The sequence below is a fragment of the Paenibacillus amylolyticus genome, assembly GCF_003719335.1.
GTDB lineage: Bacteria > Bacillota > Bacilli > Paenibacillales > Paenibacillaceae > Paenibacillus > Paenibacillus amylolyticus_D.
The window spans coordinates 57,463-83,299 of the sequence record NZ_RIAS01000007.1 but is presented as its reverse complement, the minus strand read 5'-3'; the positions used below and the strand labels follow the sequence as shown (position 1 = coordinate 83,299).

The following is a 25,837-nucleotide window of genomic DNA, read 5'->3' as shown; positions in this document are numbered from 1 at the left end:
TGCTACGTCACTTTCCCTTGACGTGCCCCGGCACGCCTGCGGAAAACTTCCTGGCTTGGAACGAAAATTCAGCAAAATCTGCCGCCTTCAGAGTTTTCAGACACGACCTAAAATTATTGTCGATATTACAGCTCGATTACCTCTTAACAAGGTTCATCATACGGTATTGCCGCGTTCCAGCCTTCATCTCTTCATATTTCTTCGAGCCGGGCAATGCGATGAAATCATGAATATCTCCAATATTCGTGCTCGCTTTGGCGTTGCTCGCAATCCCTTGTGTGCCAGTACGCTGCTTCGCACTCTCATCACATGATAGAAGAACATTCGAAGTCACATCCTGATTGCGGATTACAGACAGGCCTGCTTCCTCTAACAGCCTGACGTTCTGTGCTACCCCATCTGCCTGCATCAGCTCCGTATACAGAAATACACCGCCAACTCTCATGATCCGGTACACCTCATCATAGAATCGTGATCGGTTCGGATAGGCATGTGCGGATTCTATATTTAACACCACATCGAAGCTCTCGTCTGCAAACGGTATATTCTCCGCATCGCCGACGAGATAAAATAATTCCCCTTCTCGGGATTTGGCATTGCAATAGGCAATATTCGCCGGGCAGATGTCGAGACCGACAGTAGACAACGGCTTGAAATATTTAGACAGAGCTGCTATATTCCCTCCCCTGCCGCATCCGATGTCGATCACCTGCCGCTCCCGAATCTCCGTCCTGCCCACTGTCTCAAGCAGCAGCTTGACTGAGTTTCTATTCCATGCATCGCCCGGCTCGATCACCGCATGTTGCTCACTCCCGTCCGGGACGTAACCATAATTTAAGAAGGTGGCGAATCGGCCTATACCGGACAGCGCAAGGGAGTGCGAAATCTCGCTATAATCCCGAATTTCAGCCTCTTTCCGGTTCCATTCGGAAGGGTGGGTAACCTGCTCACGCGGGTCGAGCATCGATACATAACGATCATTGATCGTATATACCGCATCGCAGCTACAGCATTGCATCAACGCCTCCGACTGGACCAGCACACCCTTGCAGCTGGAGCATACCAACCTTGCATGCAGATGCTGTAGCATGGCTATCCCCCAGCCGATATATGCATTTGATTTAACGCGTACACATTAAAATAATCGGGGATATTCAAGTCTTCGTAGTAATCGATCAAGACATTGAAGCCGTTGGTTCGGAAGATGTTCTCAAGCCTGCTGATCTGTTCTCCGTCCAGTCCGTGTACCTCCATTACAATTTGCCTGATTTTACCCCAATCCTCCGGCTCTATGCCTTCCAGGACCTCAAATTCACTTTTTTCCACATCGATTTTGAGCAGATCAATGGCGTTCATATCGTAATAACGAATCATTTCAGAGATCGTAGTTAGCTTGCATCGATGGATTTGTTCATTCAGAAACTTCGGCGACATAAGTTGATCCACAAACCGGTTTAGCATGCGCGGGTCGTCGAAATGATCCCGGTAATGGTTGATTAACCCGTATCGGAGATCCTGATCGTGGTTCTCCCGGTATTTGATCTGTACAGAATCCGTGGACATCGTAGGAAAATAGGCAAACTCCGCTTCCTTAATCTCATTGGAAAGTCCGACGTTAACCGTTGTTACGCGAGGCAGCGAGTTCGTATTCATCTCCAAGAGCTTAAACGTCGGAGGCAGTGGCTCAAAGGCATATACCCTGCAGTTGCTCTTGCTACTGACATACAGGGTGAACATGCCGATATTTGCCCCGACGTCCATGACTGTGCCATGATCCGGAAGCGTAATCCCGTGCTTGAAATACATCTCCTTCTGGAAAATCTCGTTGTAGAGGAACTCGGTCTCGCCTTCGTTGTTTTGATAGATTTCGATCCCGTTGTGCAGCCGCTTCTTGGCAGTAGCCTCTGTCTGCGTCGAAAAGCTCTTGTACTCCATCCTGCTCATCCACTTCACCCTCTCAACCATTTGTTATTGGCATTTCTCTAACTGCTGGCGCTCTCATAGTGTCTGACGGCCAGCTTCCAGAACAGCCTAACCACTACAAGCGATATCACAGGAGCTACAAAAATCCATATCCCAAGGAAGAAGTCCAAGCGGTCGATCAAATAAACCGACGGCATGTTGGTAATAAACAAGATAGGCACGACATACAGTCCTATTCTTTGCAGCCATTTGGGGTATATGTACATTGGCATATTGTTAAAATCCCAACATTTGTCAATTATATCGAAGATCGAACCGGACTTCACCGTCCAGAAAGCAAGTATTTGCGGAAGCAGAAGCACCGAGTAGGTCACGATCGTGCTGCTCAAGATCACGCCGATATATCCGGCCACGTGGATGAAGCTTGGCTCGATGCCAAGCCGCCGCCAAGCCACTACGATCATCGTGATCCCGGCGATCAGGTTCGGAATCGGAAACGCGTAGTTAACGTTTCGGAATGAAATCATGAACTGCAGCGATAGCGGCTTCGTCATATACAAGTCCAGCGTTCCGTTGCGGATATGGCCGGAAAATCTATAAAAGTTATCCATAAACAATCCTGTATAGATTGCGATCATAATCGTATAGGTCCCGGTGAAGATCATCATCTGGTCAGGAGAAATTCCATTAATTTCGATCCCCAGCTGGAAAACGAAGATGACATAGATCAGCTTGGAAAACAGAAATACGGTCTCCATGATCAAACCGGAGTAGAAATTCGCTTTGTATTCCATATAACCGACCAAACTGTTCTTTGCGAAAATAAAAAACATACGTACGTGCTTCCGAATCTCACTCAAGCGGATACTCACAGACCTAACCTCCAACGGCTACATATTTCTTCATCCCGGAATCCCAAGCCAACTTGGAAATGACCAAAAGCACCGTTACCCAAACGGCCTGTAAGAGGAGCCCGCTCACGATCTCATGAACCGCCAAGCTCCCGAGGATGATCTTAACCGGGAAGAATACGACATACTGGAACGGTAAATAGCTGGAGATTGTGGCAAACGTATCTCCGAAAATATTAAGCGGAAAGATGGCGCCGCTGAGCAGATAGACGCCTTGGTTGAACGCGATATACACGCCCCAAACCTCAGTAATGATGAACGCGAGCGCACTAATCGAATAAAACAGCAGGAAGTTGATGAGCATTCCGAACAAAATACTAACCAGGAACATAACAATCTGCCCCACTCTAAGCTGAAACCCCCAAATTTGAATAAACACGGTCATCAGTATGACGAATAAGACAAGGACGACCCCGGTCTGAACCGTTTTCTCACCGAAGAAATTGCATATCCGATAGCTGAAATAATGAATGGGCTGAGCGATAAATTTGCTTAGTCCGCCCGTCTTGATGTCATTCGCGATCTCCCCTTCGAAGCCGGCAGAAACCAGCTTGGAGACGACGCCGGACAACACGGAATAAATGATGATCTGTGAATACGTATAGCCGTTAATAATCTCTTGCGGCGAACTGCGGAACACAGCTGTCCAGAGGAAGCATTGGACGAGTATGATAAAGCCGCCGCTGATAATGCCCATCAGGAAATCGGTCCGGTACTCCATCGCGTTCTGAAGCGCAAGGATGTACGTCCTTTTATACTTCTGCAAGGCTTTCATGTCTGACCCCATCTTTCTGATATAAGCTTTCGATGCCTCGCTCGACAGGTATATCTTCAACTGTGAAATCGAGGATCGGGAACCGGTCCAGTATCATTTTGGAAAGCCGCTGGAGGTCATGCTTATCAATTTCCATGACGGCATTCATGCCGTCATGTTGAGTAATCGTGCCATAGTCGCTTAGCGCTTGCCTCGGCACTTCATCCGTAAATTGCAGCTTGATAATCTTTTTGGCATGCAACAGCTCGTTCACACGCCGAAGATCGCCGTCGTATACGATCCTCCCCTGATTGATGATGATCGCTCGTTTGCATAGATCCTCAATATCCGCCATGTAGTGGCTTGTCAGAATGACCGTTGCCTTCGTCTGCTCGTTATAATACTTCAGAAACTCCCGAATGCGCTTCTGCGAGATCAGATCGAGTCCGATTGTAGGCTCATCCAGGAAAATCACCTTGGGCCGATGAATGAGCGACGCAATAAGTTCCATCTTCATCCGTTCCCCCAGCGAGAGTCTCCGCACCTGAATATTAAGCAGGTCTTTAACGTCAAGCATCTCCGTAAGCTCATCCAGAACAAGGTTGTAGGGTTTATCCTCGACCTCATAGATGCATTTGTTCAGGTACAACGATTCGTTCGCCGGTAAATCCCACCACAACTGTGATTTCTGCCCCATCACGATCGAGAACTGCATCTTGAATTCTTTTTTTCGTTCCCAAGGGACATAGCCCAATACCGTCGCTTGCCCGCTTGTCGGATACAAGATGCCGGACAGCATCTTAAGCGTAGTTGTTTTGCCGGAACCGTTCGGGCCTAAAAATCCGACCATCTCACCCTGCTCGATTACAAGGGATATTTCGCTAACCGCTTCTTTGATCAGTGATTTCCGCCTCACTAAATTTTTGAGCGATTTTTTGAGCCCCAGCTCTTTCTCGTAATACTTGAAGCTTTTGGATAACCCCTCCATCTGGATAATACTCACTTACGCACCTCATTTATGTGAATTTAGAATCGTTATACACCGTGCAAATGCAAGACACTGCACTTGGAACATGCCGGTGTCAGTCTTTCGTCCATCATTTCCCTTATCCTTCTGTAGGTCATGCTATGCCATAATTCCTGTACAGACGTATCATGTAATTTGCCGATCTCGAACTCCTTGAAGAATTTGCATGCGATAATCGTTCCATCGGGCGTAATGTCCATCCGGTTCGAGAGAGCCAGGCACTTCTTGTTCATCGTGCCTTTACCCCTCACCTCTTTGCCGAGCACGAAATCTTCAATCTGGTCTTGATCCAGATTCGGCTGGTAGCGTAAACGCATTTTCCAGACCCGATTATTCACCCGGTCCAACTCGCTCATCAAAGCAGGGATACGCTCCGGATCGAGCTTGTAGTTAAAGGCGTGCCAGCTTCGTTCGCCCTTGTGCTCGCTCGCCGGAAGGAAGTCGAACTTCTGGTCAAAGTAATTGTCCATTCCCTGCGTGCATTCCTCCGAGATGTACCACGGGAAGCAGACCATGACCATATCTACACCGACGCCCTCCAGAAAGTCCAGCAGATCGTAAAGCTTGTCAGTCATACCATCGTTAACGACGGTATGGATCGTAATTTTGCCCTTGAACCTTTTTTCCTTGCGCAGCTCGACCAGCTTCCGGATCGCATCTATCGCCTTGTTGAATACCCCTTTGCCGCGAAGCGCATCATTCTCTTCTTCGAATCCATCAAGCGCAATGAGCAGTTCCAGGTTGTCGGAGATTCTCAGCAAGGCGTCCAGCTTTCGCTCGATCAGCACCGCGTTCGTGCAGATCGTCGTCTCACGAGGATGGGCTTCAAGCAAATCGGCCAAACGGTCGAAATGGCTGTATACAAGCGGCTCGCCGCCCCAGATATAGAGTCTCGACTTGGCCGGTTCCGTCTCGAGGATTAGCTTCTCCAGCAACCCGTAGTCGAGCTGTTCGCGTTGCTGCTCCGGTGTCATGAAGTGATGGTAGCCGGTGTCGTTCCATTGATAGCAATGTTTACAGCGCAAGTTGCATTGGTTCGTCAGTTTAATCCCGACCGACTCTGGCAACGGTGTCGCGTAACCCGCTATTTTCTCCATGTTCCGCTTGGTTTCCACCGTATTCTTGATCGTACGTTTCAATATTTGCAGATCCTTTGCGGAATGCTTAATCTCAGATTTCGGATTCATATCAACACACCCTTCTTAAACGTAATAGGCCATTCACATGAATCAGTAGATATAATACCTTGAACAAGCCGTACAAATCGGAAGCATATTTTTTTTCATATACGCGCGATACTCTTTGTAATTGTCACTGCGCCAGATATCCAGCAAATTCTCTTCGTTCACGTTGCCGAAGGTCAAATCATAGAAGGCATGGCAGGGCGAAACGTCGCCCCTTGCCGTAATCTCCGCATAAGTCCATGGAAGGGAGCAGCGTTTTCGTTTATCCGCCATCTGATGGAATTGTCCCGAGAAATAGTTGTGCAAATTCACTTCATCTATCGTCTTCGGATAGGTAATCACATCGATACTGTTTTTCAAGCAATAATCTTTAACATTAATAAGCTGTCTCGTCAATTCGGGAATATCGATCTGGCTGAATGAACTGATGTCTTTCCAGACCATCCCCTTGGCATACGGAGCTTCATGCACACCGAATTCCTCACGAAGAACCTCCACATATTGGGCATGCTGCTCTTCGGTGGCATAGAGCTGCACTTCCATGCTGATATGGTCCAACATTGACAAGTCGATATGCTTAAAGAAAAATTCCTCGACGTACATATAGGTCAAGGGCGTAATGATAAAGGATACACCCATTTTCGGAAATTGCTTGCCTTTGCTTTGCCGGAGCTCATAAAGCTTCTCGATTCCTTTGATTACTTTCTTGAATACGCCTTTGCCCCTCTGCCTGTCGTTGATTTCCTCAGGGCCGTCGAGCGACACCCAGATCTTATTAGGCGGAGTCTCGACTAACATCTCGGCATGCTTCTCAAGCAGTGTGCCATTCGTGGGGAAGTCCGCTATGCTTCCATAATGATTGATCATGGCGAGAATATCGCTCAGCCAAGGGTACATCAGCGGCTCGCCGCCGAAGAAATCGTAATACGGCTTGCCGGGGCTGCATTCGATGATGATCTTTTTGATCAGCTCCGGGTCCAGCTGCGCTAATGTTTTTTTGCTTTTGTAGGGCCCTTCGAGTCCCCATTCATAACACATTTTACATCGCAAATTGCACTCCTCTAGCAACTGCAAGACGATCCATCTCGGATAGCTTACCGTATCCTTGGCAACACTCAATTGATTTAAGCTCATCGCATAACCCCTTCTGCCATTGATATCTTAGCTCTTCGTTAACGCAACCCTTGAACAATAGTGATCCACATAATTCGTCCGTTCACCGGGTCTGTTCTTGATCGCTTGATGCATCTCCTTAAGGATATCTACAGAAAAATCCATCTCTCGCCACTTCTCGTAGCGTATTCCGAACCCAAGCGACTCCCATAATTCCAGATTGCTAAGCTCATGACTGCCGAACGGCTCCAGAAGAATAAGAGGGGTTTCGGAGGCAAGCGAGTCGATCAATGTGCCCGCTCCCGGCTTGGCTACGATAGCCATCGCATCAGAAGCGACGTCAAATAACCAATGATGATCAGCCTCAGCGGTATATGAATTCGTATCTTCTCCTGCTATTTCAATGTATGGCGGAAATTCGTGCAGACCGTTCGCGCTCTTCACCCAAGAACACCATTCCGGATCGTTCATCCAATATCGGTGCTCGGGATCGGGCTTCGCTTCCTTCCAGTCGTAAGCTACAATATCAAGCCCATAGTTATGACTCGAAAGCTCTGGAATTGTATTTTGATAAGTGCCCATCCCCCAGCCGCCACCATGAACAACAAGCCGCCGCTTCCTTGATTCGAAAGGCAGTGTCGTACCAGGAAGAACCGGGATTTCGTATCGAATCGCCATCTTATCGGTGTCATAGAGACAAGCATTGTAATAATGCTCGTCATACCGGGGATGAAACTTCTTCAGGCTCTTCCAGGACGGAGCCAGATCTGAATCGACGTAGAGCAGGTCTACATGAATTGGATTCGGCAACATCTTCTCCCTATACAAATCCAGAATATAGATCCAGTGTCCGGATAGCGATATGAATTCGTAGCGTTCTTCCGCTTTCCACGTCTCCAGCAATAGCTCAACCTGGGCATAATCTATACTATTGCGGATATCCATCGGCATTCGGGCCGAAATATTGGCAAGTGCGAAATTATTGTGGTAAGCCGTCCTGCTATCTGCAATATGCTCCCTCTTGTCGTGCTCCAAATAGCTTTCGAACACGAGCGCTTCCGTCGCGATATCCCTTTTCCCGAACTCGCTTGCAGCTAACAGGCCGGGAATATAGAACCCCAGACCGAAACCCGAGCATAGAATCGTTACTTTACGCTTCCCCATAAACTCTCTTCCTCCATCCATGGTTTCAAGCACTTCGGAATGCATCAGGGGGCGATCTTGAAGGATAACGACAACAGAACCTCCTTAAGTTTCGCGGACAATCGTTCGTTATCCCCTGTCCCCTCGATCAGCGAATAATACAATCTGCCCTTCACTTGCTTATTCCGGATCCCCTTGCACTCGCTGACGACCTTGTTAATAAAGAGTGTATTCGCGCTTAACGGTAGCATGCCAAACCCTTGATCAGGCTTATATAGAACACCCTCGCGGTCCAGCGATTCCAGCAATTGATCGAATGATACATCCCCTGCAAACTGTAAGGTGGCATGTGTCATACTCCCGGCCGCACCGTGCTTCTCGAGATACCGGTCAACGTAATGCTTGATCAGACTCATCGATCTTCTTGCATTGACCTCAACAATCGGAACGATGCGTCCGTCTCTTAGCAACATCGAATCAACGCATACGTCGCCGTGATAACCCGACTGATAAAGCTCGCGGGCTACCAGCTTCATTACATCAAAGTACTCCGCTTCGTGCAGCGTATGAAGCAGCCTGTCATCGGCTGTATAGGAGCCTTGGTAAGCGAATTTGTGATTGACCAATTGCTGCACAGAGACATGCCGGTACGTACCGTCCGGATCGATGTGGAATTGGCAAGAGAAATCCAGCTCTTTGAGGAGGAACGGCTCAATAATAAAACGAACCGTTCTTCCCTTTCTACACTGACCGGCGAGATAAGAGGTGACCCGTTGCAGAATCGCTTCCGACTCGATTAGCAAATTCCCCTTCCCGGATACCCCAAACTCATCTTTGATCAGAAAGGGGCCTTGTTTCAGCAGAGCCAAGCCGGTTGACAGCAGCTCTTCGTAGGAATAGACCGTCTGGCTGTCACACTGAAGCCCAAGGCGACGGTTCAATTCGGTTGAATACAGCTTAGAATTAACCGTCTGAACCGTTTCGACAGCTGGACAATCCTGTTCCAGCCCGAAACGCGCAGCAACACGGTCCACTCCCGGAATGACCGCAAAGGGCGACAACCGGGCGCCGTTTAGCCAATCTGGATCTATGTCACCCACTTGATCAGTTGAGGTGAGCAGGTCGAATATATTGGCGGTTCTGCCTGCGCCTCCTCCATCAGGACTCTCAAGATCGGTTGAATTGGACAGAAATTTGAATCCGATCTCATGCAAATATGCTTTATGAGAAGCGTTCATTCGATATCGGGTAATGAGCCTATCCTGCGCCCCGCAAAAAGGGAAGAGCAGCTCATCCATGGCCATCACGACATTCTCCATTTCAGGATCGTGAACCGACGGCAGTTTGGCCTGATTAGGGTCGCGCCAGAAGCGTTCCGCGTCAAACATCCCGATAATGAGCTCGGACTTGCCTCTATCGTTCATACAGATGCCGTCTTCTGCAGCTCCGAGATATAATTGCAGAAGATTGTAACCGATTCCATGCAATCGAAGTCGAATTGTTCAAAATCGATTTCAATGCCGAAGTGCTCCTCCACCTTCAATAAGAAAGTAATTAGCTGTAAAGAGTCCATTCCCCCGTCTTCCATGATGCTGGAATGCCCGTTCAAGCTGTTTTCCAGCTGGGCGTCATCCTTGACTTCGCTTATCATCGCTATGATCTGTTCTTGCATAAGTACCTCCCGTTTAATGGATATATTGAGCCTGGTAATAATGGATCGTTCTAGTGAGTGCATTATGCAAACTGATCGCCGGTTCCAAGTCCATGATGGTGGCTTCCGGCAGATTCTTCAAATTAACTGGCTGTTCATACGTAAGGTTGTTGAACGGTGCGTTGCTCCCAAACGAAACAGGTATGGTTCTAGGCATGAATCACAAGATGTCGGGTCAAATACTAGGAGAGATTCTTGAGGTGAGTGGATTCGCTGTGGTTGTGCCGGAAAAAAAGAGCTTGAAGCAATGCGGATCGTTGAAAGACAAGACGGCAATAGGCCATCATCAAACGGAATCTTTAGGACAAAAGTAACGGTTTGGCTTACTCAATACGCTGTATCGCAACGATTATAAGCTAGGCATCACTCCCTCCACAAATATGCCCCGATCACCACCGGCTTCGGGCTAAGGCTTCTATTCGGGTGCAAGAAGAGATATCCACAACTAACATCATCTGCTCCTTCAACATTACTGAATGCCTACCTTCTTCAGCCATCGTTCAAGGAATATGGATTCTTCATTTTCTATACTCGTAATCAGCGTTTGAAAACTTTCGGAAATACTCGTATCCCTTGTCAAATTATATTTCATCGCTACATTCACAAGTATCTTTGCCTTAAGTTCAATGGCTGTGAATTCATCTATATGCTCTTGATTTAATTGAATGAAATGCCGATTATCGTACAAGTACTTGAGTCTTAGCGTCATTAACTTCTTATGATCATAAAGTAAATGAAAGGGTCTTATATCAAGCATAGCCTTCTGTTCCGATGTCTCTTTCGCATAATTTAATAGAGTTGTGTATATTTGCATGCCGAAGTCAAGATTATGCCTGTCGCCCCCATAGTTGAACATCTCCCAATACTCCGGCGTTTTCTTAGTGAAATAATTTCTTATAGAATTCACTAAGGTATCTGCACTGAATTTATCCTGATATTGATCATTGAATGTATACAGATAAACCATTTCTCTAAGATAATCATGATTGGTTGTTAGATGATTCGTGTCGAACGCAAGCTTGAAATCAGTAAATGATATCTCAGCCTGACTATACACGCCGTTCTTAAAGAAATCGGAAACATACAATATCTCTCTATCCAAATCATATCCGTAAACAAATATGTCATGATGCAATTGAAGTTTATTGTAGCGATCGCTTAGGGGCACGTAGAAATAATTGACCATGGTGTGGACATAGCTATTCGCATTAATATTTTCTATAATAAAATGAATAACCGAGTCCCATTTCGTTGTTACCGTATCTCTATGTATCTTTTGAGTAGTAATCCATTTGCACGAATCCGAAGGCCGCAGCTCATAAGTCACAGGGAAATAAAAATCTCCCCAATGATGTTTATAATCTTTGTTAATAAATAATTGGATATAATTGCTGAATATCCATGGATGAGCGCACTCGTAATGGGTAAGTATGGACAAGAGATGAGCATGTTGCGTATAGGTTGTAATCATCGGATAACTGACCGGCAATATTTTTCTGCCTAACGTTTGAGTTGAATTCTTCAACCTTTCGTTCACCCCTGGTTATTTGGTTAATTGGCTTAAGGATTCCGAATCAGTATATCTCATTTAGCAATAAGCGCTTCGTACTTGCCCTGTCCAGTTTTCCTGTTTTTGTTTTTGGAATGTTATCGATAATCCTCCATTGTCTAGGCACTTTATACGATGACAAATGCAAGTTGCAATGTCGTGTCAGTGCATCTATATCAACCAGGCATTCATTAAAAACTTTCAGAAATGCGATGGGCACTTCGCCTAACAGATCATCGTGTACACCAACAACCATGACCTCCTCCACTTCTTTCAAACCGTATAAAAATTCCTCGATTTCTTCCGGATAGATATTGATACCGCCGGATATAATGATATTCTTCTTTCGGCCTGTGAGTATAAGACACCCTGATTCATTCCAATATCCCAAATCTCCTGTCTTTAACCAACCCTCAACAATGGTAGCGTTCGTTAACTCCGGGTTTTTGTAATAACCGAGCATCACATTCGGGCCCTTGACCCAAATTTCTCCGATAGCTGCTCCTTCAACCTCATTCTCTTCTTCGTCAACAAGACGAATAGAAACGTCATTGATGGGTGTTCCACAGGATAAGCAGCGCTCTCCCCGTTCCATCATGCTCACCCGCGGAGAAGCTTCGGTCAATCCATAGGTTTGAATAATGTCCGCGTGAGGAAAGACAGTCTGAAGATGGTCACCTAATTTCGCGGGAATCGCCGCACCGCTAATCACAATAAATTCAATTGCATCAAAGGCACTCCAGTTCTTTGTCTGATGAAAATCGGAAACAAAGTGCATCAATTGCGTAGGCACCGCTGAGAATGCCGTGACCGCCTTATTCTGAAACAATTTAAATGCTGTGCGCGGCAGCAATGGCAAGCTGATAAGTTTAATTCGGGTTCCATATAACATGCAAGAAATCAATTGCGTGACAATCGTAGAACTGAAATGAACGGGCATCGTTACAAGAAACGAATCTTGATCCGTATACCCCACCTTTCCGCCATGTGCCAACGCATTCGTTAATACATTCCAATGGGATAACATAACGATTTTAGATTTTCCGGTTGTGCCCGATGTAGGAAGGAGAATCGCACATGGATTGGGATCGGACTGATTGGTTAACGAGATCGATTCGAACGAAGGCATTGGTTCTTGCGATAAATCCTGAGCGGTAACCCAAGGAATGTCGCAATTTAAATGAGCAGGCTGTGCAGATTTGCTGATAACCAATTTAGCGTCACTGGCATTTAAAATATTTTCAATTTCAGTATTGGATGCCGAGTAAGGAACCGGTACTAACACATAACCGCAGAATTGAATACCAAGCGCCGCAAAAATGAACAAGGGCTCATTATTTGTGTATAATGCAAGATGACTTCCGGGCTCAAGCTTAAAATTCTTATGGATATATAAAGCAATCAAGTAAGCTTCTGTCATCATCTCTGCGTAAGTCCACTGCTGCTTTAGATCTTCAAGGATAATATGATCTTGGCGATTAGAGGCCTCCAGAAATAGACGCTGAATGATCGTCATCATAGCGTTTTCTCAGTCAAATAATTAAGGATTAATCCAGCCGTGGAGAACTTCTCAAATAACAGATCTTCATCAGGGACCGAGATGTTAAACTTCGATTCTACTAAAACAATAAGCTTGACGAAGCCTACTGAATCGATCCCTTGGTCCAATAAACGGGTATCGTGGTCTTCCGGATACTCGATGTCCAGCTCAGCAAAAATTTCATCTCTCAAGATAGATTCTATCGATTTAGACATCATGTTTCCCCCGTTAGATAATCTTTAGAAAAAGGCTGATTAAAGAGGATAATATACGTGATAAGCAAGTGAGAGTAATTGTGAAGAAGAATAAGTTCATAAATATAGACAAGGTGAATTTGCACTGAAAGAGTTGTTTATAGAGTTGTATGCAGAGATGCTGCAATTCATGTTGGAGGCGGAGTATGACAAGATGCAGGACACAAAAAGCTTGACGCGAAGAGTACAACGACGGAAATAATTGAGGGTTACCATCGTCAACATCGCAAAGCCTAAAGAAAAAAGCATTTTCCCAAGCAATGAAGCGTTGCTGAAAATGCTCTACAAAACTACGATGAATGTCACTGGTTAATGGACAAGGCGTTTACAAAACTGGAGCTAAGTACCAACCTCTCCATTTTCTTCCTGGATGGGATCGAACTATATTGCATAAAGTTTTGCTTGGAGAGCGTTCACACTAGTAGATTTACAGCACCAAGCGATTGATATATTAAATATAATTACATATATGCCAATTGTCAACAGTTTTGAAAAAGGCCCGTATGCCCTCTGAAATTCCATTCGTCATTAGCTGTTTCTCTCATTTGTAATTGTTTCAAATGTGTATGGTAAAGGGACATGATTTCTCACCTGCTGACTAAGATTCCACCGCCACTTCTCGGTACACTTTTTAACAAGGTTATTTTTACAAAGGGCAGCCTACCACGACTTTTCATGAAATACAACAATAGCCCGAACTTTAGAAGCTTCGGGCTAGTTAGCTATTTAAACAGGTACATGGGTCCAGGACACTACTCCCTCACCAACATCGCCACCGATTCCACGTGCACCGTATGCGGGAACATATCCACTGGCGTGACCTCCACCGTGCGATAACCTCCATCCTCCAGCACTCTTAAATCGCGTGCCAGCGTACTCGGATTACAGCTCACGTATACCACACGTTCCGGCTTCATCTCCAGGATCGTGTCGAGCAGACGCGGGTCGCAGCCTTTGCGCGGTGGGTCGACGACGATAACGTCGGCTTCGATGCCTTGTTCTTTCCAACGCGGGATGACGTCCTCGGAGGCACCCACTTCGAACTTCACGTTCTTCATCTCGTTAAGCATCGCATTGCTGCGAGCATCCTCAATGGCTTCGGGCACAATCTCTACACCATACACCTGATCCGCATGTTGTGCCAAGAAAAGAGAGATCGTTCCGATGCCGCAATAGGCATCAATAACCGTTTCTTTACCGCTCAATCCGGCGTATTCTACCGTTTTGCCATACAGCACTTCGGTCTGTACCGGATTGACCTGATAGAACGAACGCGGAGAGATTGCAAATTGCACGTCACCGATAAAATCATAGATCACATCCCGGCCCCACAGAACACGGGTCTCATCACCGAAAATAACGTTCGTCTGCTTTTTGTTCACGTTCTGACAGATGCTCGCCACTTGCGGAATCGCTTCACGGATACTGCCAATCCACTCATCTTTGTGTTGAATATCCCGGCCATTCGTCACCAGCACAAGCATCATCTCGCCTGTACGGAACGCCTTTTTCACCACGACATGACGCAACAGGCCGCGGCCAGTTTCTTCGTTGTACGCACTGATGCCGAGATGGCTGCCGATTTCTTTCACCTTCGCCACAACTTCATCATTGTGCTCGTGCTGAATAAGACAGGTCTCCATGTCGATGATCCGGTGGCTTCCTTTGGCATAAAAACCACCCACCAAACCGCCTTCGGTTACCCCAATCGGCACCTGTGCCTTATTCCGGTAACGCCACGGCTCGTCCATGCCCATCGTTGGCAAGACACGAATCGCGTGTTCTGTATCTTCTTCGTTCATGACACCTTCAAGCCGCAGACGAATGCGATTACTCTCGTTGGCTTGCACAGTTTGTTCATCTATTTGTTCAACGAATGGAGATTGTTCCGCATGGGTTGCCTCAGTCTCATCCTCCACCAAAACATTCAACTTCCCGATCCGTTGCAAATTATCGATCACAAGCTGACGTTTCCACGCCAGTTGACCAGCGTAGCTCATATGCTGGATCTGGCATCCGCCGCATTGATCGTAGATCGGACATGGCGCAGATACACGATCAGAACTGGCTTTGACAATCTCAAGCAACTTGGCGTACCCGTATTGCTTCTTCGTTTTCATCACACGCACGCGCACGGTTTCTCCCGGAAGGGCCCCCTGCACAAACAGTGTGTATCCATCCGCACGGCCTACACCCTCACCGTCATGGTTCATGCCAATGATCTCAATGACGGTTTCTTCATTTTTGCTAACAGGCAATCCTTCGATTGGTGCCGCTTCACGTGTTCTGCCTTTGGAGCGCACACCAGAAAGAGATGCATCGCGTGGCCGCACCTCTTTACCTGACTGACTTGTAGATGGACGAGTTGATTGACTTGATTGATTTGGCTGACGGGAAGCTGAAGCCTTCCCTTTTCCTTGAGGAGCAGCCGAATTCCGGCGGTTTTTTCCACGACCGCTGCGGTTCGTATTAGACAACGTATGTTCACTTCTTTCTTATATAGTACACCGCCTGCAATAACGGTGAGTTAAATTTGAGTTAATAAAAGAATTTCCTTCTTCACGCCAAAAATAACCAAAATTCTAACGAACCTCGGAGACGTTATTTTGGTGTAAAAACTTAACGGTGGAACAGTTGCAGATGATGCTTTAGATTCGTAAACGTCGCAGGCAACGTGCCACCCAGCTCACCGTCCAGATTCAGTTGTACATAGCCTGGGGAATTGACTTCCATATGATCTGTCTGGAAATGTACGACTTTTTTGTCGTTCAGATGCTCTCCGCGCAGCGCCAAAGTAACAAGACGAATCATATCCGCCAGATTACACTTGCGTACACCAATGACATCGAACAACCCATCATCAATGGTTGCCCCCGGAGCCAGCTTCTCGAAGCCGCCAACGGAGTTCGTATTTGCAATGAGGAACAGCATGAATTCATCATGAATTTCATCTTGGCCATTCGCACGAATGATTAATTCCTGCGGGGACAGGCTTGCCATTTTCTCAATCCCCTTCATGTAATAGGCCAGTTGCCCGATCATTGTTTTCAAACGACTCGGCACTTCATAGGTCAGTTCGGTTAACGATCCACCGCCGGCGATGTTGATAAAATACCTATCGTTTGCCTTCCCGAGATCCAGGGGACGTGTCTGCTGCTGAATGACCAGATCCACATAATCTTCCCATTGTCTTGGAATGCCGAGTGCACGAGCAAAATCATTGGTCGTCCCCAGAGGAAACACACCCAGCGGAGGGCGATTGTCCCGCTCAGCCATACCATTAATGACCTCATACAACGTACCGTCTCCGCCAGCAGCGATAATCATATCGTATCCGCGTTCAATCGCCAGTTCCGCTTCCCGGGTCGCATCGCCTTCCCCCGTTGTTGCGTGACAAGAAGCTTCAATACCGCCTTGGTCCAAACGCTGCAAAATATCAGCCAGTCGTTTCTTCATTTCTTCCCGGCCTGAAGTCGGATTATATATTAATCGAGCTCTTTTCATCTGATACGCCACCTATTCCACATTATCCATGAGTCCAATAACCTCATCTTCTTACGCTGCATCAGTCCACCAAGGGGCATCATTTAACTTAACACAACCATGAACTTTCGTTAATCCTGCCCAAACACTATATATAACTATGCCGGAGGAATGACGTCCCATTCCAAAAGCTATTGCTTCTATCATATCATCAATTGTAAAGATGTCCTAGCCTATTCCGGCCGTGATTTTTGCATAGATCCTAACACCCAAAGTCCCATACCCTAATAAACAAGTCAAAGTCATCTTGAAACTGATTTTTCCATCTTCTTTTGCAAAAAAACTACTGATCTTCCATTCTGCCCGCTTGCACAGGAATTAATCTCCGTACTTTCTGCTGTCCACAACTAATTATATTATGACAAAAATATACAGCAAATTTACAAATCTCAATATAAAAATATAACCCGAATCAATATTTTTCCAGTACCATGGATATACAGAACGCATCCATACATAACTGGCCTCACTCTACTACGTTTACAAAGGAGAATTGCACAATGCAAAAAACCAAAAAACTCGTACTGATGCTAATGGTTACCCTCCTCGCCTATTTACCGATAGGCACCGTTGCGGAAGCAGCCGTCATTAATCATGATCAGGTCATCGGTTTTCAAGAAGTCACACCCGTAACAGCCACGCAAATCACTGCCAAACGTTTTCAACCTTTTCTGAAGGTTTACCATGGATGCGTGCCTTTCCCAGCCGTTGATGCACAAGGCAACACCAGCGCAGGCTTGGCAACGTCCGGATCACACAATGGCGGATGTAGCTCCAACCTGGGTCAGGTCTACTCTCGTTCCGCTTGGCATAATGGCGTGTGGGCAATCATGTACGCATGGTACTTCCCTAAAGATAACCCATCTCCGGGATTTGGACATCGGCATGACTGGGAAGGCATCGTCGTATGGGTAGACAACCCGGCGGTTGCCAATCCGAAAGTGCTCTCCGTCGCCTATTCCGGTCACGGCCAGTTCACGAACGTAGCTCCAAGCTCAAGCAATATGCAGGGGGATCATCCGAAAATCTCCTATAATAGTACTTGGCCGCTCAACCACGAGCTGGGGGTAACCAATGTGGTCGGAGGAACCCAGCCTTTGATCGGTTGGGATGATCTGACTCCAGCCGCGCGTAATGCCCTGAATACAACGGACTTTGGCAGTGCCAATGTACCATTTAACGATAACAACTTCACGAACAATCTGAATAAAGCCTGGTTTAGATAATGGGTTGGATAAAAAAACAAATCCCCTTCATGGCTGGATAAGCCGTTTGGAGGGGATTTATCTATATAATATGCCGCGCATGCTGCTTCATATCGTACTCATATCTGAAACGGAAGCTTCAATAAACAAGAGATCATATGTCGCCTGAACCCCTCTTGCTGCCCCGACACTAAACCTATCTTCATACACCTTGTACATCTGGGTAAACAGAGTTCGAAGACTAACCTCGGGTACTTGAACCGCTTCCGAAGCGCTGGCCCCCATGCCTTTTACCGAGTGCAGAAAATCTCTTGCAGAAGCATATCTCTCGATATGAACCAAACGATTCTCCGAATAACTCGTAAAACCTGATCTCTCCAGCATGACTCTCCACTCTTCAGCCGAATGAAACGACAGTCCATGTCGCTGCGGTTGCATTCCGCAGGCTAGATATACCTCATGAAATGCCTCATGCATCTCCCGAAAAGTGTCCGTCCCAAAAGTTGTGAACAGAAGCCTGCCTCTTGGACGAAGTATACGTTTCAAGCCGGTCAAGGTCCGTTGAGGATCACGCAACCATTGAAAACAAGCATTGGAAACGATGATATCGACCGAGCATGAAGGGACTTCATGAACCCACTTTTCAATATCAGCCTGCATAAAACGAATTCCTTTTGCGGTCCCCTCTCCACTTTCAGCATGCGGTACAGACAAGCATCGCCGGGATGCCAGACGAACCATTTCGGGTGCAATGTCCAAGGCCGTAATACTGGCATCAGGCCAATCACGGGCAATCATTCGAGTCAAAACACCTGTACCGCAGCCTATTTCAAGAAAATTCAGTGAATGGCTGAGCGTATTGTTCTTGCCATGTGCAACAATCTCTGCGAGCAGAGTAGCCATCTTTCGCTGAACGTGGGCATGTGCGTCATAAGAGGATGCATTACGATTGAATCGCCGCTGAACATTATTGCTACTGTCGAAGCTCGTTCCGATTTCATCCCAACTCCTGCTCATGCTCATGCCACCACCTCCTCCACTCCTTCTCAATTCTGACTTCATTACCCAGAAAAGCTGCATGTCCCCTATCGTTCAGCGTCACTAACCTGGCTCGCGGTAGCCGATCCATCAGTTCCACCCCTGCATCATATAGACAGATTCTGTCCTCATACCCGTGGAATAACAGGACTGGACAATCGATTCGCGCCAGATCGGGCAAATGATCCTCATAACGTAAAATATGAAGCCCTGCCAGCAGCGCCTCTGGTGTCCAGTAGCCAACAGGAGGCAGGCGGTCAGCATACCCCGTTTCCCACTCCCGTACCGTAAACATCATTTTTCGAAAACGACTCTCCACGTCTTGCCGATCCTTGACTATGTCTCGCATCATCTGCCTGACGTACGCATCGTGCACACCAAGGTTGGATTTCTTCTTTTCCCGGACAAAACGTGCCGTTGCACTAAATAACACCAGCCCATCGGCATAACCTTTGGCTGCCAGTCCAAGAGCAAGTACCGCTCCCAAAGACCAGCCCGAGATGAGTAGCGGAGCGGAAGGCACGTTCTCTCCGCAAGCTCCCTTCAGCACGTGGAACAGTTCTGGCATGCCGATATCACCATGAGCGGCGCCCCCATCCAATCGATTAGACCGAACTGCCCGAGATAACCGCTTGGCGGTCGTTTCCACGAAGTCCAGCATATCTGCGGAAGCACTCATAGTACTGTAATCCAGGGAGAGATGTTGATAATCAGGCAATCGCTGACGCAATGTGTCAAACACAGCATCTGTCATACTCCAGCCAGTTAACCATAAAATCGTCCCTTTTTCCTTTTGCTTTACTTGTCCCATGTATTCCTTCCGTATGTTCATGATGTGAGCAACCCAAGCTGATCCCCAACTTTCTTAATGAGAACAATCGCCTGCCTCAACTCATCAAATGTATGTGCCGATGATACAGAAAAACGAATTCGCGCTGTGCCGACTGGCACCGTTGGGGGCCTAATGGCTATCCCTGCAATGCCGGCCGCTTCCAGAGCTTCGCTGAAACGAAGTGCACGTTCATTGTCACCAACCATAATCGGCACAATTGGCGAATCTCCTTCCCCTACATGGAATCCTGCATTCATCAATGCGTAACGAAACATTTCACTGGTCGAACGGAGATGATTACGGCGCCAATGCTCCGTCTGTACCAAATGTAATGCCGTCATAATTCCTGCCAAAAGCGAAGGCGGCAGCGCCGTAGAATAGATAAGAGGTCTGACTTTATTCATAAGATATCGTATTAATACGTTGTTACCAGATACATAAGCTCCATATATACCGAAGGCTTTGCTGAATGTCCCGATATGCACATCTACATGGCGATGCAGTCCCAACTCATGACACAGCCCTTCTCCCTTTTCCCCGTAGACACCTCCACTATGTGCCTCATCCACCATCAGCATAGCGTCATATCGCCGTTTGAGTTTCACCAGTTCATGCAACCGTGCCCGATCCCCATCCATGGAAAACAGTGCATCCGTGACAATCAGCTTGCGCCTTTTATCCCGATGTTTGTGCAATAGAGCCTCCAGATGCTCCAGATCGTTATGCCGATATCTGGCATGCTCCGCACGGCTTAACAAAGCACCATCAACGATGCTGGCATGATTGTACTGATCGCTAAAAATCACATCTCCTCGCCCCATAAGTGCTGCAATGACACCTGAATTCGCCATATAGCCATTTGCAAAAACAAGAGAGGCTTCAGCCTGCTGCCAAGACGCCAGCGCTACTTCTAGACGGCCGTATACTGACCGATTGCCCGTGACAAAACGAGAAGCACCTGAGCCTGCACCTTCAACCTGAAGCGTTTCACAAATGGCTTGAATAATATCAGGATGCCCGGCAAGCCCCAGATAGTTATTGGAAGCCAGATCAAGTAAGTTATTCCCTCCTCTTACAATATGACCAGGACGTTCAGGAGACGTAGCACTATCACGTAAATGGCGTTGATTCGAGGCCTGAGTCAGTTTCTCAAGCTCATTTTCCATCCAGTTCATATCTGTCGGCACCACCCTGCAAAGCATTGAGTTCAATCTCAAACCCCAAATCCTCAATCATCTGATGATCATTCGTAATATCCTGACCTGCTGTCGTCAAGTAATCCCCCACAAAGATCGAATTGGCCGCATACAGCGCCAAAGGCTGCAATGAACGCAAACTAATTTCACGACCTCCTGCCACGCGAATTTCTTTGGATGGACAAATCAATCGAAATAAAGCCAGCACCTTAAGTGCTCTCATCGATGTTGTACGTGAAACCCCTTCCATAGGTGTACCGGGGATTGCGTTTAAAAAGTTAACCGGAATCGAATCTGCATCAAGCTCTCGCAGTGCAAAAGCCATCCCTACAATGTCTTGATGACTCTCGCCCATGCCGATAATAACACCGGAGCAAGGAGACATGCCGGAAGTTCTGGCCTTCTCTACAGTTTCAACCCGCTGGTCATACGTATGTGTTGTAGTGATGGACGGATAGTTGTCTCGGCTTGTATTCAGGTTGTGGTTGTAACGATGCACCCCCGCTTCAGCCAAACGTTCGGCCTGCCCTTCCTTTAAGATGCCAAGGCAAGCACAGATTTTAAGTGGTAGCGTTGCACGGATTTCTTTTACAGCGTCGATAACCTGCTCCAGCTCGTGATTTGTCGGTCCTTTGCCTGATGCAACGATACAATATGTACCCGCTTGGCGAGCCATTGCTTCCTGTGCACCTGCCAGCAGTGTTTCCTTATCCAGCAGACTGTATTTCGGAATAGATGCGCTGGATCGGATGGATTGAGAACAGTACCCGCAATCTTCCGGACACAACCCGCTCTTGGCGTTGATAATCATATTCAGCTTTACTTTATTGCCATAAAAGTGTCGTCTCACAAGATAAGCCGCATGCAGGAGTGGCAGTACCTCATCATTATCAGCATCCAGAACAGCGATCCCTTCCTCTACTGTCAGGCATTCGCCTTTCAAAGATTTTCTAGCAAGGGATACCCAGTCTGTATCTTTAGGAGCTATGCTCATATTCATCGATATTCCTCCATTTTCCGAATGGTCAAAGCATCTCTGACGGGAGAAAGGTTGATCGTTGCCTGAACCGCATGGATTAACCTCTTGGAATCAATCTCTCCTGCAAGCTCGGGAAAATGTCCCAGACAAGGAATGCCGCTGTATTGTTCAATGATTCTCCCGTTTGTCTCCACGCTTGGGTCGAGGCACAACTCACCTGAGAGACCGTCATTCAGAATGAAACCTAGAATTGAAATTCCGCGGCGTTCTAAGTATTCCATCGTAAGCAACGTATGATTGATCGTACCCAGCCCTGATCTTGCAACGATTAATACCGAAGTCTGAAGCTCAGCTATCAGATCAGCCGTCGAGGCGTCCTCTGTTATTGGAACGGCTACACCACCTGCGCCTTCAATAAACACGGAATCATATCGATTACGTATCGATTCCCCGGCACTGAGAATATCCTGTAACGTAATGTTCAATCCCGCCTGTTTTGCAGCAAGCATGGGTGCAAGTGGAGCCTCAAATGTGAACGAGGCAATATCCTCCGCGTAGGAATCCATCCCCGTGTATTTCAGCAAAAGCTCTGCATCTGTTGTGCCGTCACCCGGAAGTCCACCCGTCTGGACCGGTTTCCAAACGCCGACATTTCCCCCTTCCGCACGAAGCGCAGCAACAAGCGCACCTGCAATTACCGTTTTGCCTACACCCGTATCGGTACCTGTTACGAATAACCCTTGTTTTCCATTCATCTCACACGTCCACCCTCAGTGACATCGATAATGGCTTTCATCAGAATATCGGTCATTGCATCCAGTTCTGCATCGGTGCTGGCAAGCGGAGGCATGAACACCACGACATGGCCTAAGGGTCTCGTCAGCATCCCCAGTTCCCGGGCACGCCCGGTTACACGAACGCCGATGCGTTCTGCCCATTCATACGCTTGCCGGGTGGATTTGTCCTTCACCAGTTCAATGCCCACCATCAGTCCCTTTTGCCGGATCTCTCCGACATGCGGAGCATCCTGAATGGCACGAAGTTTGTGCTCAACCAACAGTGCTTTCCTCCTTACAGCATCTAACATACGGTGATCTTCAAATCGTTTCAGGCTTGCCAGCGCGACTGCACACCCAAGCGGATTACCTGTAAACGAATGACCGTGGAAAAAAGTTTTCTGCTCTTCATAATCCGCGTAAAAAGCACGATACACCTCTTCGGTTGCCAGCGTGGCCGCTACAGGCAAATAACCGCCAGTCAGCCCCTTCCCAACTACCATCAGGTCAGGGGACACCTCTTCATGATCACAAGCAAACATCATACCTGTCCTCCCAAAGCCTGTAGCCACCTCATCGGCGATAAACAATACGTCATATTCCCGGCATAATGTCGCCATCTCGCGCAGACAGCCTTCGGGCATAACGATGATGCCACTTGCGCCTTGAACAATCGGCTCGACAATCATTGCCGCAATTTCATGTGCACTCGTTTCAAGAATCTTGCGCAGCTCAGACAGGGTAGCTTCCTTTGCTCCATGTGCACCACGCTCATGTCGATAAGCATATGGATAGGGCACGACATAAGACGGAAACAGCATCGGTCGAAATACGTCATGATACAACGGGATGGCACCTACGCTCACTGCGCCAATGGTGTCCCCATGATAAGCCTGATTCATGGTGATGAATTTGGTTTTGGAGGTTTTCCCGAGATTCATCCAATATTGAAAAGCCATCTTGACTGCAATTTCCACCCCGGTTGCGCCTGCATCAGAATAAAATACTTTCGTCAATCCTTGAGGTGTAATCTCTACAAGTTTCTCGGCCAGCTCAATTGCAGGGATATTAGCCATGCCAAGCAGTGTGGAATGTGCTACTCGTCCCAATTGTGCAGTGATGGCCTCATTCAGCTCCGGCACATTGTGCCCATGCACATTAAGCCAAACCGAAGAAAAACCATCGTAGTAAGCCCTCCCCTGTACGTCATACAACATAACTCCTTCGCCTCGTTCAATAATTAGGGGATCAGACTGGTTGTAATCCTTCATCTGAGTAAAAGGATGCCAGACATGAGCCTGGTCTATGGCTACAAGCCGTTCATATGGTGTCATCGTACAGCTCCTTTCCATCAAAATCATCTAAAATTTAATTGTTAACCAAATTAATTTTTATGGTTAACAATTGAGACATGCACATCTTATCAAACAAATTCTCCGCTGTAAAGAGAGTTTTACATTCTCCATGCGGCCTATTTTCACTCCACATTCAACACTTCTGATCATTTCGATTAGGTTCGAGATACCGTTTGCAGAGCGAAATAAAGTCCGCAATAAAACAAAAAAAAACGGCATCTCTGCCGTTTTTTATCATGAATACATTTTAAATAGAATCCCACTTTGATGCTATTTAACTTTGAACAGCCCTGTTGCACTGCACTAACAAAAACTGAATCTGGCGCTCCAGCCACTGCCCAAGCAGCGGATGAGGCAACAACGTTTCCCCACTATATGCATATTCCAACTCTTTAAGCCGACCTGGAATTACATGCTGGGTAAAATAACCGGCACTCAAAAACAGCGGTGCTACGATTACGCGACTGCCGCGCTCTTCGCTCCAGTATTTTGCCTTATCAAATACACTTTCCGGATTAAGCAATGCATAGTCTGTATGAGCAACGCCACTGATCTGCTGCACCCGTTCCGCGAGCGAAGAAATGCCTGCTTCCCAGCGCTGGCGGAATCCATCGTGAATACTGCCATGTCCGACAAGCAAAATCGTTTCCTGCTCAGGCTGCTGTGATAACGACCGAACCTTGTCCCATACCATCACCGCAATATCAGGATCATTATCCACCGGATAGCCAAAATGAACCCGCGCCTTCACCTCAAATGGTTCGAGATCGGTTTCACGCTCAGGTGCATCTTTCGCCCCAATTGCATATTCAATCTCATCCACATGGGTGCTGCCGGAGGAAACAAATAGCGGTACAACCAACAGATCCGTTACACCTTGCGCCTCCAGTCGGTTAATACCGTCCTGAATTAAACGCCCATCCACCAATTCCAGAAATCCGGCTTCAACAGGTAACGGATCAGGCAGATTCAACCGGGAAATCGCGTCATCGACGGATTCTACCCAGGTTTTCTCCTGAGAACCGTGACTAATGATGAGTACACCCGGCTTCTTCATGACTTAGCGCCCCAGGCGTTCCAGCGTCATTTTATAACCGTCATTCCCGTAATTCAGACAACGTTTAACACGCGAAATCGTAGCCGTGCTCGCGCCCGTCTCTGCTTCAATCTGGTTGTACGTGTTGCCTTTGCCAAGCATACGTGCTACTTCCAGCCGCTGGGACATGGATTGAATCTCGTTCACGGTGCAGAGGTCATCAAAAAAGACATAACACTCTTCAATATCCTTAAGTGTCAGGATCGCCTCAAATAGTTGTTCAATGCTTTTATCATTTAGCTTTTTCAGCTGCATTTTATCATCATCCCCTAGCGGTTACTGTGTACATCCATTGTACCTAGCCTGAGTTGGTATTTCAAGCGTTAACGATTTCACGCACTACAGAACAAAAACACATGTTACCGCTTACAAAACATACTATTGTCCTCCACAGGCGGACAACGAGCATAAAAACTGCGATAATTGCCCCTTTAGGGGTGCTCATTTCCGATTATTAATCTAGGATTTCAAACCTGCTAATTGTTACAAATTTGTGTCCAAAATTCATTTTTCTTCCTGAAAACCATCTTACAAACTCTGGCATGATTTGCGCCCATTTCCGCAAATATCCCGTTTTCCGTGATACCCGCCTACGCCGCCTCTCCGCGAATGACATACAGTATATCAAAAGGGAGTTCCACCCCGCTTGTATACCATGATTTTCACAGGATTGATTTCTCGGTGGAACGCAATTCCGAAAAATCTAAT

The 25,837-nt window shown here is 47.1% G+C and carries 25 protein-coding genes and 1 pseudogene; 3 read left to right on the top strand and 23 right to left on the bottom strand.

All coding sequences use genetic code 11. From position 1 onward, the window contains the following. Nucleotides 1-136: 136 nt before the first annotated feature. Genes EC604_RS14495 through EC604_RS14450 form a run of 10 tightly spaced genes read right to left on the bottom strand, consistent with a single transcriptional unit; the run spans nucleotide 137 to nucleotide 9,727 of the window. Nucleotides 137-1,090, bottom strand: a complete 954-nt coding sequence (locus EC604_RS14495; protein ID WP_123064832.1) for a class I SAM-dependent methyltransferase — start codon at nucleotides 1,088-1,090, stop codon at nucleotides 137-139. A 2-nt stretch (nucleotides 1,091-1,092) separates the two neighbouring features. Then, nucleotides 1,093-1,944 (bottom strand): FkbM family methyltransferase, encoded by an 852-nt coding sequence (locus EC604_RS14490; RefSeq protein ID WP_161556935.1) that lies wholly within the window; start codon nucleotides 1,942-1,944, stop codon nucleotides 1,093-1,095. A gap of 38 nt (nucleotides 1,945-1,982) precedes the next feature. After that, on the bottom strand, nucleotides 1,983-2,795 hold the full coding sequence (locus EC604_RS14485) for an ABC transporter permease (RefSeq protein WP_123064830.1): 813 nt from the start codon (nucleotides 2,793-2,795) through the stop codon (nucleotides 1,983-1,985). A gap of 4 nt (nucleotides 2,796-2,799) precedes the next feature. Further along, nucleotides 2,800-3,609 (bottom strand): ABC transporter permease, encoded by an 810-nt coding sequence (locus EC604_RS14480; RefSeq protein ID WP_161556934.1) that lies wholly within the window; start codon nucleotides 3,607-3,609, stop codon nucleotides 2,800-2,802. Continuing rightward, nucleotides 3,587-4,591: an ABC transporter ATP-binding protein gene (locus tag EC604_RS14475; RefSeq protein WP_123064828.1), complete on the bottom strand. Its 1,005-nt coding sequence runs from the start codon at nucleotides 4,589-4,591 to the stop codon at nucleotides 3,587-3,589. Before EC604_RS14475 ends, EC604_RS14480 begins: the two co-directional genes overlap by 23 nt. Before the next feature lie 32 nt (nucleotides 4,592-4,623). Then, the gene (locus tag EC604_RS14470) at nucleotides 4,624-5,802 is read right to left on the bottom strand and encodes a radical SAM/SPASM domain-containing protein (protein WP_123064827.1); all 1,179 of its coding nucleotides are present in this window, start codon (nucleotides 5,800-5,802) and stop codon (nucleotides 4,624-4,626) included. 42 nt (nucleotides 5,803-5,844) lie between these two features. Then, entirely contained in the window at nucleotides 5,845-6,933 is a 1,089-nt protein-coding gene (locus EC604_RS14465) for a radical SAM protein (RefSeq protein ID WP_123064826.1), read from the bottom strand. A gap of 27 nt (nucleotides 6,934-6,960) precedes the next feature. After that, entirely contained in the window at nucleotides 6,961-8,076 is a 1,116-nt protein-coding gene (locus tag EC604_RS14460) for a UDP-glucuronosyltransferase (RefSeq protein ID WP_123064968.1), read from the bottom strand. Nucleotides 8,077-8,120: 44 nt separating this feature from the next. After that, the gene (locus EC604_RS14455) at nucleotides 8,121-9,479 is read right to left on the bottom strand and encodes a hypothetical protein (protein ID WP_123064825.1); all 1,359 of its coding nucleotides are present in this window, start codon (nucleotides 9,477-9,479) and stop codon (nucleotides 8,121-8,123) included. Then, nucleotides 9,476-9,727, bottom strand: coding sequence for an acyl carrier protein (locus EC604_RS14450; protein ID WP_123064824.1), 252 nt, complete (start codon nucleotides 9,725-9,727; stop codon nucleotides 9,476-9,478). The genes EC604_RS14455 and EC604_RS14450 overlap by 4 nt, the downstream gene beginning before the upstream one ends. A 53-nt stretch (nucleotides 9,728-9,780) precedes the next feature. Between EC604_RS14450 and EC604_RS29920 the strand changes: the two genes are divergently transcribed. Next, on the top strand, nucleotides 9,781-10,080 hold the full coding sequence (locus tag EC604_RS29920) for a hypothetical protein (RefSeq protein WP_161556933.1): 300 nt from the start codon (nucleotides 9,781-9,783) through the stop codon (nucleotides 10,078-10,080). A 155-nt stretch (nucleotides 10,081-10,235) separates the two neighbouring features. Here the strand turns inward: EC604_RS29920 and EC604_RS14440 are convergent, their stop codons facing one another. The 3 genes from EC604_RS14440 to EC604_RS14430 are packed head-to-tail and all read right to left on the bottom strand — an operon-like array spanning nucleotide 10,236 to nucleotide 13,070. Then, a complete protein-coding gene (locus EC604_RS14440) occupies nucleotides 10,236-11,291 on the bottom strand; it encodes a hypothetical protein (RefSeq protein ID WP_123064823.1) in 1,056 nt (351 codons plus the stop codon). A gap of 49 nt (nucleotides 11,292-11,340) precedes the next feature. After that, a complete protein-coding gene (locus EC604_RS14435) occupies nucleotides 11,341-12,831 on the bottom strand; it encodes a class I adenylate-forming enzyme family protein (RefSeq protein ID WP_205127933.1) in 1,491 nt (496 codons plus the stop codon). After that, a complete protein-coding gene (locus EC604_RS14430; RefSeq protein ID WP_161556932.1) occupies nucleotides 12,831-13,070 on the bottom strand; it encodes an acyl carrier protein in 240 nt (79 codons plus the stop codon). The genes EC604_RS14435 and EC604_RS14430 overlap by 1 nt, the downstream gene beginning before the upstream one ends. Nucleotides 13,071-13,298: 228 nt before the next feature. Here EC604_RS14430 and EC604_RS31000 point away from each other — a divergent pair. Beyond that, a pseudogene (locus EC604_RS31000) lies at nucleotides 13,299-13,419 on the top strand (IS256 family transposase); the annotation flags it as partial. A 442-nt stretch (nucleotides 13,420-13,861) separates the two neighbouring features. On the opposite strand, the gene rlmD reads toward EC604_RS31000, so the two are convergent. Both rlmD and EC604_RS14410 read right to left on the bottom strand, forming a co-directional pair. After that, a complete protein-coding gene (gene rlmD / locus EC604_RS14415) occupies nucleotides 13,862-15,586 on the bottom strand; it encodes a 23S rRNA (uracil(1939)-C(5))-methyltransferase RlmD (RefSeq protein WP_123064820.1) in 1,725 nt (574 codons plus the stop codon). Nucleotides 15,587-15,728: 142 nt separating this feature from the next. After that, the gene (locus EC604_RS14410) at nucleotides 15,729-16,613 is read right to left on the bottom strand and encodes a diacylglycerol kinase (RefSeq protein WP_123064819.1); all 885 of its coding nucleotides are present in this window, start codon (nucleotides 16,611-16,613) and stop codon (nucleotides 15,729-15,731) included. Nucleotides 16,614-17,179: 566 nt separating this feature from the next. On the opposite strand from EC604_RS14410, the gene EC604_RS14405 reads away from it, so the two are divergent. Beyond that, a complete protein-coding gene (locus EC604_RS14405; RefSeq protein WP_240036906.1) occupies nucleotides 17,180-17,878 on the top strand; it encodes an NPP1 family protein in 699 nt (232 codons plus the stop codon). Between the two features lie 87 nt (nucleotides 17,879-17,965). Here EC604_RS14405 and bioC read toward each other — a convergent pair whose 3' ends face one another. From bioC to EC604_RS14365, 8 genes are all read right to left on the bottom strand, one after another. Then, the gene (gene bioC, locus EC604_RS14400) at nucleotides 17,966-18,880 is read right to left on the bottom strand and encodes a malonyl-ACP O-methyltransferase BioC (protein ID WP_240036897.1); all 915 of its coding nucleotides are present in this window, start codon (nucleotides 18,878-18,880) and stop codon (nucleotides 17,966-17,968) included. Further along, complete coding sequence (locus EC604_RS14395) at nucleotides 18,855-19,727, bottom strand: alpha/beta fold hydrolase (RefSeq protein ID WP_240036895.1); 873 nt, start codon at nucleotides 19,725-19,727, stop codon at nucleotides 18,855-18,857. The genes bioC and EC604_RS14395 overlap by 26 nt, the downstream gene beginning before the upstream one ends. Then, on the bottom strand, nucleotides 19,724-20,902 hold the full coding sequence (gene bioF / locus EC604_RS14390) for an 8-amino-7-oxononanoate synthase (protein WP_123064816.1): 1,179 nt from the start codon (nucleotides 20,900-20,902) through the stop codon (nucleotides 19,724-19,726). The genes EC604_RS14395 and bioF overlap by 4 nt, the downstream gene beginning before the upstream one ends. After that, a complete protein-coding gene (gene bioB / locus EC604_RS14385) occupies nucleotides 20,883-21,917 on the bottom strand; it encodes a biotin synthase BioB (protein ID WP_123064966.1) in 1,035 nt (344 codons plus the stop codon). The genes bioF and bioB overlap by 20 nt, the downstream gene beginning before the upstream one ends. 2 nt (nucleotides 21,918-21,919) lie before the next feature. Next, on the bottom strand, nucleotides 21,920-22,657 hold the full coding sequence (gene bioD / locus EC604_RS14380) for a dethiobiotin synthase (RefSeq protein ID WP_123064815.1): 738 nt from the start codon (nucleotides 22,655-22,657) through the stop codon (nucleotides 21,920-21,922). After that, a complete protein-coding gene (gene bioA, locus EC604_RS14375) occupies nucleotides 22,654-24,012 on the bottom strand; it encodes an adenosylmethionine--8-amino-7-oxononanoate transaminase (protein WP_240036893.1) in 1,359 nt (452 codons plus the stop codon). Before bioA ends, bioD begins: the two co-directional genes overlap by 4 nt. Before the next feature lie 295 nt (nucleotides 24,013-24,307). Further along, nucleotides 24,308-25,090, bottom strand: coding sequence for a sirohydrochlorin chelatase (locus tag EC604_RS14370; RefSeq protein ID WP_123064813.1), 783 nt, complete (start codon nucleotides 25,088-25,090; stop codon nucleotides 24,308-24,310). A gap of 3 nt (nucleotides 25,091-25,093) precedes the next feature. Then, nucleotides 25,094-25,384 (bottom strand): YerC/YecD family TrpR-related protein, encoded by a 291-nt coding sequence (locus EC604_RS14365; protein WP_017690665.1) that lies wholly within the window; start codon nucleotides 25,382-25,384, stop codon nucleotides 25,094-25,096. Nucleotides 25,385-25,837: the final 453 nt, after the last annotated feature.

Bases quoted from the DNA above. Each gene is read 5' to 3' on its own strand.
- EC604_RS14495 (WP_123064832.1), bottom strand. From the start codon at position 1,090: ATGCTACAGCATCTGCATGCAAGGTTGGTATGCTCCAGCTGCAAGGGT.
- EC604_RS14490 (WP_161556935.1), bottom strand. From the start codon at position 1,944: ATGAGCAGGATGGAGTACAAGAGCTTTTCGACGCAGACAGAGGCTACT.
- EC604_RS14480 (WP_161556934.1), bottom strand. From the start codon at position 3,609: ATGAAAGCCTTGCAGAAGTATAAAAGGACGTACATCCTTGCGCTTCAG.
- EC604_RS14470 (WP_123064827.1), bottom strand. From the start codon at position 5,802: ATGAATCCGAAATCTGAGATTAAGCATTCCGCAAAGGATCTGCAAATA.
- EC604_RS14465 (WP_123064826.1), bottom strand. From the start codon at position 6,933: ATGAGCTTAAATCAATTGAGTGTTGCCAAGGATACGGTAAGCTATCCG.
- EC604_RS14460 (WP_123064968.1), bottom strand. From the start codon at position 8,076: ATGGGGAAGCGTAAAGTAACGATTCTATGCTCGGGTTTCGGTCTGGGG.
- EC604_RS14455 (WP_123064825.1), bottom strand. From the start codon at position 9,479: ATGAACGATAGAGGCAAGTCCGAGCTCATTATCGGGATGTTTGACGCG.
- EC604_RS14450 (WP_123064824.1), bottom strand. From the start codon at position 9,727: ATGCAAGAACAGATCATAGCGATGATAAGCGAAGTCAAGGATGACGCC.
- EC604_RS14435 (WP_205127933.1), bottom strand. From the start codon at position 12,831: ATGACGATCATTCAGCGTCTATTTCTGGAGGCCTCTAATCGCCAAGAT.
- EC604_RS14430 (WP_161556932.1), bottom strand. From the start codon at position 13,070: ATGTCTAAATCGATAGAATCTATCTTGAGAGATGAAATTTTTGCTGAG.
- EC604_RS14410 (WP_123064819.1), bottom strand. From the start codon at position 16,613: ATGAAAAGAGCTCGATTAATATATAATCCGACTTCAGGCCGGGAAGAA.
- EC604_RS14405 (WP_240036906.1), top strand. From the start codon at position 17,180: ATGCTAATGGTTACCCTCCTCGCCTATTTACCGATAGGCACCGTTGCG.
- bioC (WP_240036897.1), bottom strand. From the start codon at position 18,880: ATGAGCATGAGCAGGAGTTGGGATGAAATCGGAACGAGCTTCGACAGT.
- EC604_RS14395 (WP_240036895.1), bottom strand. From the start codon at position 19,727: ATGAACATACGGAAGGAATACATGGGACAAGTAAAGCAAAAGGAAAAA.
- bioF (WP_123064816.1), bottom strand. From the start codon at position 20,902: ATGAACTGGATGGAAAATGAGCTTGAGAAACTGACTCAGGCCTCGAAT.
- bioB (WP_123064966.1), bottom strand. From the start codon at position 21,917: ATGAGCATAGCTCCTAAAGATACAGACTGGGTATCCCTTGCTAGAAAA.
- bioD (WP_123064815.1), bottom strand. From the start codon at position 22,657: ATGAATGGAAAACAAGGGTTATTCGTAACAGGTACCGATACGGGTGTA.
- bioA (WP_240036893.1), bottom strand. From the start codon at position 24,012: ATGACACCATATGAACGGCTTGTAGCCATAGACCAGGCTCATGTCTGG.
- EC604_RS14370 (WP_123064813.1), bottom strand. From the start codon at position 25,090: ATGAAGAAGCCGGGTGTACTCATCATTAGTCACGGTTCTCAGGAGAAA.
- EC604_RS14365 (WP_017690665.1), bottom strand. From the start codon at position 25,384: ATGCAGCTGAAAAAGCTAAATGATAAAAGCATTGAACAACTATTTGAG.